The sequence below is a fragment of the Mongoliibacter sp. genome (assembly GCF_007692705.1).
Classification (GTDB): Bacteria; Bacteroidota; Bacteroidia; order Cytophagales; family Cyclobacteriaceae; genus Mongoliibacter.
This window is the reverse complement of sequence record NZ_REBN01000231.1, coordinates 1-7,796: the sequence shown is the minus strand read 5'-3', so window position 1 is coordinate 7,796 and position 7,796 is coordinate 1. Positions and strand designations below refer to the sequence as shown.

Genomic DNA, 7,796 nt, shown 5'->3' with positions numbered 1-7,796 from the left:
TTATCCATTACCCATGATATTGTGAAGGCGCATGGTGGGGAGATTATTATTGAATGTTTATATGCTGAAATAAAGAGCCAAGAAGGCCGCCCGGCTGCCAGCCCTGACCATACAGAAGGGCATGACCCTGTCGGAAAGGGAACAGGAACTGTATTCATTATAAAACTACCAATCAAATGAAGGCATCCAGGAAATCTATAAATCCCTACCTTTTTGGCAGGAGTAATTCAGAATATAATGATTTACATGGTGGGGAGTTGAATGAAGATACTCGTAAATGTAAGGGTTGGGTATCCATTAGATGGTTGGCGAATCTTTAGTATATTAGAATTAAAATTCATGGTTATGCGCGCAATAGAAACAACTGCATCCTTTAATGACAAGGGCGAACTTAAAATTGATAAACTCCCGAACATCAAAAACCAAAAAGTTAAATTGCTGATCCTTATGGAAGAAAATGAGGATATTGAATGGCATCAATTTTCCGCCAGTTCACTATCAGCTGCTTATGGTGACAGTGAACCGCATTATTCACTGAGTATGGTAGAAGAACCCAACCCGGATTACAAAAAATGAAAGAAGGTGAGATAGTTCTGACAGACTTGCCACAGGCAGATGGCGGCTATAAACTCCGACCTGTGTTGTTGTTAAAGCAGTTGCCAGGGTATAACGATTTTTTGGTTTGTGGTATTTCTACTCAACTTCATCAATTGGTTAAAGGCTTTGATGAACTTTTGGATGAGAAGGACCAACATTTCATTCAGACCGGACTGCGGCAATCATCCATCATCCGATTGGCCTTTTTGGCGGTAATACCTTCAGTTAAAATTCCTGGCAAGATTGGTAGAATTGATACTGACCTTCACAAAGATCTCCTTGAACGATTAGCAAACTACCTAACTAGATAAGGCATTGGAATTGCTATTAAATAGTGTCGGCCCCTGCATCCCCGACGACATCAAAGACAAAATCCTGCAGCCTTTCTTTACCACTAAAAAAGGGACGGAAGGAACTGGGCTGGGATTGAGTATTACCAATGATATTATTAAGGCGCATGGGGGACAATTGGAAATTGAAAGTTCGCCGGAAACCGGTGCCAGGTTTATAATTCTCTTACCGATACAACCTAAGTGATTATGCAAAGAATTTTAATTGTACTGTTTTTCTTTTTGATCCAGGATTATTGCTTGGGTCAAAACCTCAGACGTTGGGATGGCAGAATTGACAGCCTGCAACATCAATTTGAAAACGCTTCTTCTGATTCTGTCAAACGTCAGACCGTCTTGGAATTGGTGGGTGTGGTGGGCAATAAGGCATGGACAACTACCAACACTGGGCAGTTTGCAGTGGCTTATGAATCCTTTAGAAAAGCCTTTGATTTTTTGGAAAAACCTGAAAATTTAAAGCTTTTCGAGGCAGCTGGACAAGAAAAACAATATTGGATTACGCTGGCCAATTTAACTTTCAACTATGGCCATCTGATGGGTGCAACAGGAAATACCGAAGATCGGATATTCTATTATCAAAAAGCATATCAAATTGCAAAAGAATGGGAGAATGCGCTGAATACTGTTTATGCCTTATCAGGATTGGCCTTTGTGTACCTTAGCAATAATGAAATGGATTCGGCACGTATTAAGTTTGAAGAAGTAAGATCCTATCCCCCTGAATTATACAATTACGTAGGATATTCTGAAATTAAATATATTGATGGAGCAATCAAACTTGGCTTCAAAGCGTATGACCCTGCTTTAAAAGCTTTCTGGATTGGTCTTCAGGATGCCTCCAAAAAGGACTATCCTGTGGGCATAGCCATCAATAATCTTGGCTTATCCGAGACATATAGGTATCTTAATAATGCGGATTCGAGTTACTTTTTCGGAAAACAAGCCATAAGTACATTAATGAGACTTCGGGAAATTCAGATGTTTGACATAGATATTGCCTCGGCATATCAAAATCTTTACGAGCATTTCAAGCATTTCAACCAACCTGATAGTGCTTTTCGGTATTTGGAATTGGCAAAGGATGAGAGTGCTGTTTTAATTGATAAAAAGATTGCCAATATGGCTGCTTTTCAACAGTTGCTCTTAAACAGGGAACGGGAACTCGGTAACCTGGAAAAAGAAAATTTAGCTATCCAAAGCAGGTTCAGGACTTACCTATTTCTGATTATTCTGGCAGTTTTTTCAGTAATCGGAGTGATCCTTTTCCGCGCCAATCGCCAAAAACAAAAGGCTAATCTGCAATTGGCTACCCAAAAAGAGGAAATCCAATCCGCCTTGGACCAGCTCAAATCCACCCAAACCCAACTCATCCAATCTGAAAAGATGGCAAGCCTTGGAGAGCTTACTGCGGGCATTGCTCATGAGATACAGAATCCCTTGAATTTTGTAAATAACTTCAGCGAGGTGAGTGCCGAGTTGGTTGATGAGATTCAAGAGGCAAGAGCCAAGAAACAAGAGGAGATGCGAGAGGCGAGAAGCGAGAAACGAGATGAAAATGAGGAGTTGGAAGATGAGATTTTGGAAGATATCAAGCTGAATTTGGAAAAGATCAACCATCATGGAAAGCGGGCAGATGCTATTGTTAAAGGGATGTTGGAGCACAGCAAATCCGGTTCCGGTGAAAAGGAACTAACCAATATCAATGCATTGGCTAAGGAATATTTGAGCCTTGCCTATCAAAGCTTCAAATCAAAAAACAAAGAAATTGAAATCGAACTAATCTCAGACCTTGATCCATCAATCCCTAAAATAGAACTGATCCGTGCGGATATCGGAAAGGTATTGCTGAATATCTTGAATAATGCCTTCTATGCGGTCACTTCTCCCGATAGCTATCGGGATCATATTCATCATTCATCATTCGAAATTCAAGAACTTCCAAAAGTCACCATTAAAACCAAAAACCTCGGTGACAAAATCGAAATTTCCATCTCCGACAACGGTTCTGGCATACCCGACGCCATCAAAGACAAAATCTTCCAGCCTTTCTTCACCAACAAGCCTACCGGGCAAGGTACGGGATTGGGGTTGAGTTTGAGTTATGATGTTGTGAAGGCGCATGGTGGGGAGATTAGGGTAGAGTCTAAAGTGAATGAGGGTTCAGTGTTTAAGATCCTTTTACCAATTGTTTAAAAATCAATTGTCTAACAGATGTACTTTCATCATTCATTTACCACTATAAAACAAGAAAACAGATTGTAATAGACAGGAAGTAGTCTTCTATATAAAAATAATTTTATTTTACGGGAGCAATCTTTGTAATATCAATTTTCAATTCATACCTACAATTCCGCAATTGGTTGTGTCCAAAGGAGTTCACCTTACATTTTTCACCATTTCTTAAAATAATACACTTGAAACATGTATTTTGTATTGATAAATTTTGTTTTCGTATTTATGAAAGAGTTTTTCCCTGATAAAGGCTTCCCATAAACGTCTGAAAATCCAGATAACAAGCCATAATTTAAAGAAGTTTTCAATCAAGGAGAAATCATTTTTTATTTCCCCTTATCCAATATTCATAAGTCATGGGATTCCCGTAGTTCCCCAGATAAAAAAACTTAAACTATTTGATAATGAATCTTTTAAATGTCATTCCCCTGCCCTTTAGAACATTTGTAACCTCAGTTTTTCTTTGGTTTTGTTTCACATTCCAATCATCCGCCCAGTCCATCTATGAACAGGTCGGAAGACTTCCCATCACAGTTTACAGCTCCGATGAATACGGAGGAGACCCATTGGTCAGGACCTCTATACAGAGTAAGGAAGGTCTGATGTATTTTGGGGATAACTTTGGGATATATGAATATGATGGGGTCTCATGGCGTTCTTTGTTTAAAAGAAATCAAGTCACTGGAATTCAATGTTTTACCAAAGATGATACAGGAAGGATATTTTATGGGGGTTCAGATTTCGGATATCTGGAAGTAGGCCACAAAGGAGAAACTCAGGCTGTTTCCCTATTGCACCTCATTCCGGAGGAGTTCAGTGCAGACTTTTGGGCATGGGAAATACATTCCTTGAAAGGATATATTTTCGTTCGAACCATTAATCACCACATTATCAGATTGGAATTGGGGAAGGATTTGACACTGATATCATTAAAATCATGGCAGGCAGAGACTAGTTTTGGGATTTCCTTTGCTGTAGACAACAAAATTTATGTCCAACAAGCTCAAAGAGGCTTGTTCGGACTAGAAGAAGATGAGCTCCAACTGATCCCTAATACAGAAATATTTGGTACTGAAGGTTTATCTGTTATGCTCCCTTATACAGGCGATATGGGTGAATCCTTGCTTTTGGGGACATTCGGTAATGGTTTTTATCTTCTGGAGGAAGGGGTACTAAAGAAGTTTACAACCCCAGAAGACAAACTATTCAAAGATGGAAGCAGGCTTTCCGGTGCCATATCCCATCAAGGAAACTATATTCTCCGGTCATATGGAGGGGGTATAGTGCTCATGGATCCTCAAGGCGAAATACTCAAAAGGATAGAAACGGATCAGGGTTTGCCTTCCAATTTAGTGATAAGTCTTTACCTGGACCAAATTGAAGGACTGTGGGTAACTACCGAGGATGGCATAGCAAGGATAGCCATAGATTCACCCATTCTTAGTTTTGGTAAGGATCAGGGAATCAATTTAGCAGTTCAGTCTATTGAGAAAATTGGGAAAGATTTTTATTTGGGGACCTACAATGGCATTATAAAATTTGACCCAAAAGACGGAATCTTCAAGTCAGTCCCTGAATTCAACAATAGAAGTATTGAAAATTTTGCCTTGGATGGAGAGGATTTGATCGTTCCGGGGAGACAGCTGCAGGTGCTCCGTGACGGAAAAACAATTGTATTGGATGGGCCAAAGGATCGAAGTGTAGCTAATTCAGTATTAATCCCCAAAAATAATCCCAATCTTCTTTTGGCAGGTACCACAACTGGTGTTTTGGCTTATAAAAGAGGACTTTCAAAAGACTTCCCATGGGAATACATAGGAAAATTACCTGGCTTGAAGAGTGATGCTTTTCGATTAATGGAAGGAAATGATGAGACGATTTTTACAGACGGTAGAATAGGTTATGGTGCAAAGGTTTCTGCATTTAGGCTAGGAGAAAGAACGCTTGAATCCAATGACCCAACTAAAATTAAGTCAAATGATATTGAAGTAGGCATTCAGGAAAATTTTAATTTGGTAGAAGGAGAGTTTTTTAAATTATCCGGTCAAAGAATGCAGAAATATTCGGTCAAACAGGGTCAATTTGTGTCTGCCGATGAATTCTCAGAAGTGGAAAAGGAAATTTTCGATTTTGCCCAGTTTAAATCAGGCATAATCTGGTACGAATCCCTGGAAGGAAAAAAACACATCCTCAAGCGTGACTCAAATGGAAAATTCATAAGGGATGATACGCCTAATTCGATAGCACCTTTTTTAACCATAGTGGATTTTATCGATGAAGACAGCATTTTCTGGTTTGGGTCTCAGAAAGGGCTGATCCGCTATGATCCCAAAAAAGACAATCAGACCAACAAGGAGTTTTTTACCTTGATCCGAAGGATAGAAACCAAAACCGATACATTGCCTTTGCCTCAATACGGAAGGAACAAGGGTATTTCTCCTGTTGAAAGTAAAGACAATTCCTATCGATTTGAGTTTGCAGCACCGTATTTCGAAGAAGAGAAGAAAACCAAGTACCAGACCTATCTGGAGGGGTTTAACGCTGACTGGGTGGACTGGACAGATAATAAGTTCAAGGAATATACCAACCTGCCTGCTGGTTCATATACTTTCAGAGTAAGGGCCATGGCATATAGCGGAAGAATCAGTGATGAAGCCAGCTACTCATTTGTGGTCTTGTCGCCTTGGTATGCTACTTGGTGGGCCTATCTGCTGTATTTATTGATCCTTGGTGGGCTGATTACTGCCATCGTGAAGTGGAGATCCAGAAAACTCAAAGCCCAAAACCTCATTTTGGAAGAAAGGGTAAAAGAAAGGACAGCCGAATTGGAACAATCCTACCACAATGTAGAATTGTTGGGTGAAATCGGCAGAAAAATCACTGCCTCTTTATCTGCAGAAAAAATCATTGCTACTGCTTATGCCAATGTGAATAAGCTGATGGAGGCTTCCGTCTTCGGTATCGGCATTTACCATAAAGATTCCGAGAGCCTGGATTTCCCGGCTACTTATGAAAACGGGGCCGCCTTACAGCCCTATTCGAACTCACTTCAAGACCCTGATAGACTTTCAGTGCTGTGTTTCAATACGGGTAATGAAATAGTGATCAATGATCTCAATGCAGAATATGGAAGATACCTTCAAAAAATGCCAACACCCTCAATGGGGCAGGCACCTGCTTCTTTGATTTACCTCCCTTTGAAAATAAAAGGGAATATGTTTGGGGTGATCACCGTGCAGAGTTTCAACAAAAATGCATTTTCAGAATATCACCTGTATATGCTGAGGACCATCGCAGTCTACACCGCCATCGCCCTAGAAAATGCGGAATCTTTCCAGAACCTGCAGCAAACCCTCAGTAGCTTAAAGGAAACACAATCGCAGTTGATCCAATCGGAAAAAATGGCCTCATTGGGTGAACTCACCGCCGGTATTGCACACGAAATTCAGAATCCATTGAATTTTGTGAATAATTTTTCGGAGTTGAATAAGGAGTTGGTACAAGAGGTGAATGAGGAATTGAATAAGGGGGATATTGAGGAAGTCAAAGCCATTTTGAAAGATTTGGAAGAGAATTCAGATAAAATTAACCACCATGGCAAGCGTGCAGAAGCGATAGTGAAAGGCATGTTAGCCCATAGCCGTAGTGGTTCCAGTGAAAAATCAGAAACTGATTTAAATGCCTTGGCAGATGAATACCTGAGGTTGGCTTATCATGGATTGAGAGCCAAGGAAAAAAGCTTCAACGTTGATTTTCGGACAGATTTTGACTCCAATCTTCCCCAAGTGCATGTGGTATCACAGGATATCAGCAGGGTGCTGCTGAACCTGATCAACAATGCTTTTTATGCCGTGAATGAGAAAAGATTAAAGCATCTGGAGAACGGACACGAAGCCTATAAACCATTGGTGACAGTAAAAACACAAAATTTGGGTGATGCTGTAGAGATTTCGGTTTCTGACAATGGAGGCGGAATTCCGGAATCCGTGAAGTCTAAAATCTTCCAACCTTTCTTTACCACCAAGCCCACTGGGCAAGGCACGGGATTGGGATTGAGTTTAAGTTATGATATCGTGAAGGCGCATGGTGGGGAGATTAGTGTGGAATCCGAAAAAGCCCGCCCGGATGACCCGGTCGGACGGGGAATAGGCACCACTTTCACCATTACCCTACCCCTCTGATTAAAAAACAACAATTATGCATACCATCAAAACCCCAATTTCGCTTCTTTTCACTTTTCTGTGGATCACCATCCCCGGATTCCTATCCGCCCAATCAACATTGGAGCAGGTCGGAAGACTTCCGATTACCACCTATAGTCCTGAGGAATACAGAGGAGACCCAGAAGTTTATACTGCAATACAGAGTGAAGAAGGGCTGATGTATTTTGGGACTGCCTCAGGAATGCATGAATATGATGGAGTCTCTTGGCGTTCCCTATATAAAAGAAATCAACTTGCAGGCATCTATCGATTTACTAAAGATGCTAAGGGAAGAATATTTTACACAGGTATTGATTTTGGTTATCTGGAAGTAGACCAAAATGGAGAAACCCGGCCTGTTTCTTTATTGCATCTCCTACCTGAAGAGTTCAGCTCAGACTTTTACGCTTGGGAA

Annotated in this window: 6 protein-coding genes and 1 pseudogene; all 7 read left to right on the top strand. The window is 40.6% G+C overall.

Features of this window, described 5'->3' with window-relative positions; translation table 11 throughout:
• The coding region (locus tag EA341_RS16320) for a hypothetical protein (protein WP_293016236.1) at positions 1-180 on the top strand (180 nt) is incomplete at its 5' end.
• A 165-nt stretch (positions 181-345) separates the two neighbouring features.
• Positions 346-576, top strand: a complete 231-nt coding sequence (locus tag EA341_RS16315; protein WP_293016235.1) for a hypothetical protein — start codon at positions 346-348, stop codon at positions 574-576.
• Positions 573-908, top strand: coding sequence for a type II toxin-antitoxin system PemK/MazF family toxin (locus EA341_RS16310; RefSeq protein WP_293016234.1), 336 nt, complete (start codon positions 573-575; stop codon positions 906-908). The genes EA341_RS16315 and EA341_RS16310 overlap by 4 nt, the downstream gene beginning before the upstream one ends.
• A 4-nt stretch (positions 909-912) precedes the next feature.
• The gene (locus tag EA341_RS16305; protein ID WP_293016233.1) at positions 913-1,134 is read left to right on the top strand and encodes a HAMP domain-containing sensor histidine kinase; all 222 of its coding nucleotides are present in this window, start codon (positions 913-915) and stop codon (positions 1,132-1,134) included.
• A 2-nt stretch (positions 1,135-1,136) separates the two neighbouring features.
• Positions 1,137-3,140, top strand: a complete 2,004-nt coding sequence (locus EA341_RS16300; protein ID WP_293016232.1) for an ATP-binding protein — start codon at positions 1,137-1,139, stop codon at positions 3,138-3,140.
• A 443-nt stretch (positions 3,141-3,583) separates the two neighbouring features.
• Complete coding sequence (locus EA341_RS16295; protein ID WP_293016231.1) at positions 3,584-7,360, top strand: ATP-binding protein; 3,777 nt, start codon at positions 3,584-3,586, stop codon at positions 7,358-7,360.
• 16 nt (positions 7,361-7,376) lie between these two features.
• Positions 7,377-7,796, top strand: a pseudogene (locus tag EA341_RS16290) (hypothetical protein); the annotation flags it as partial.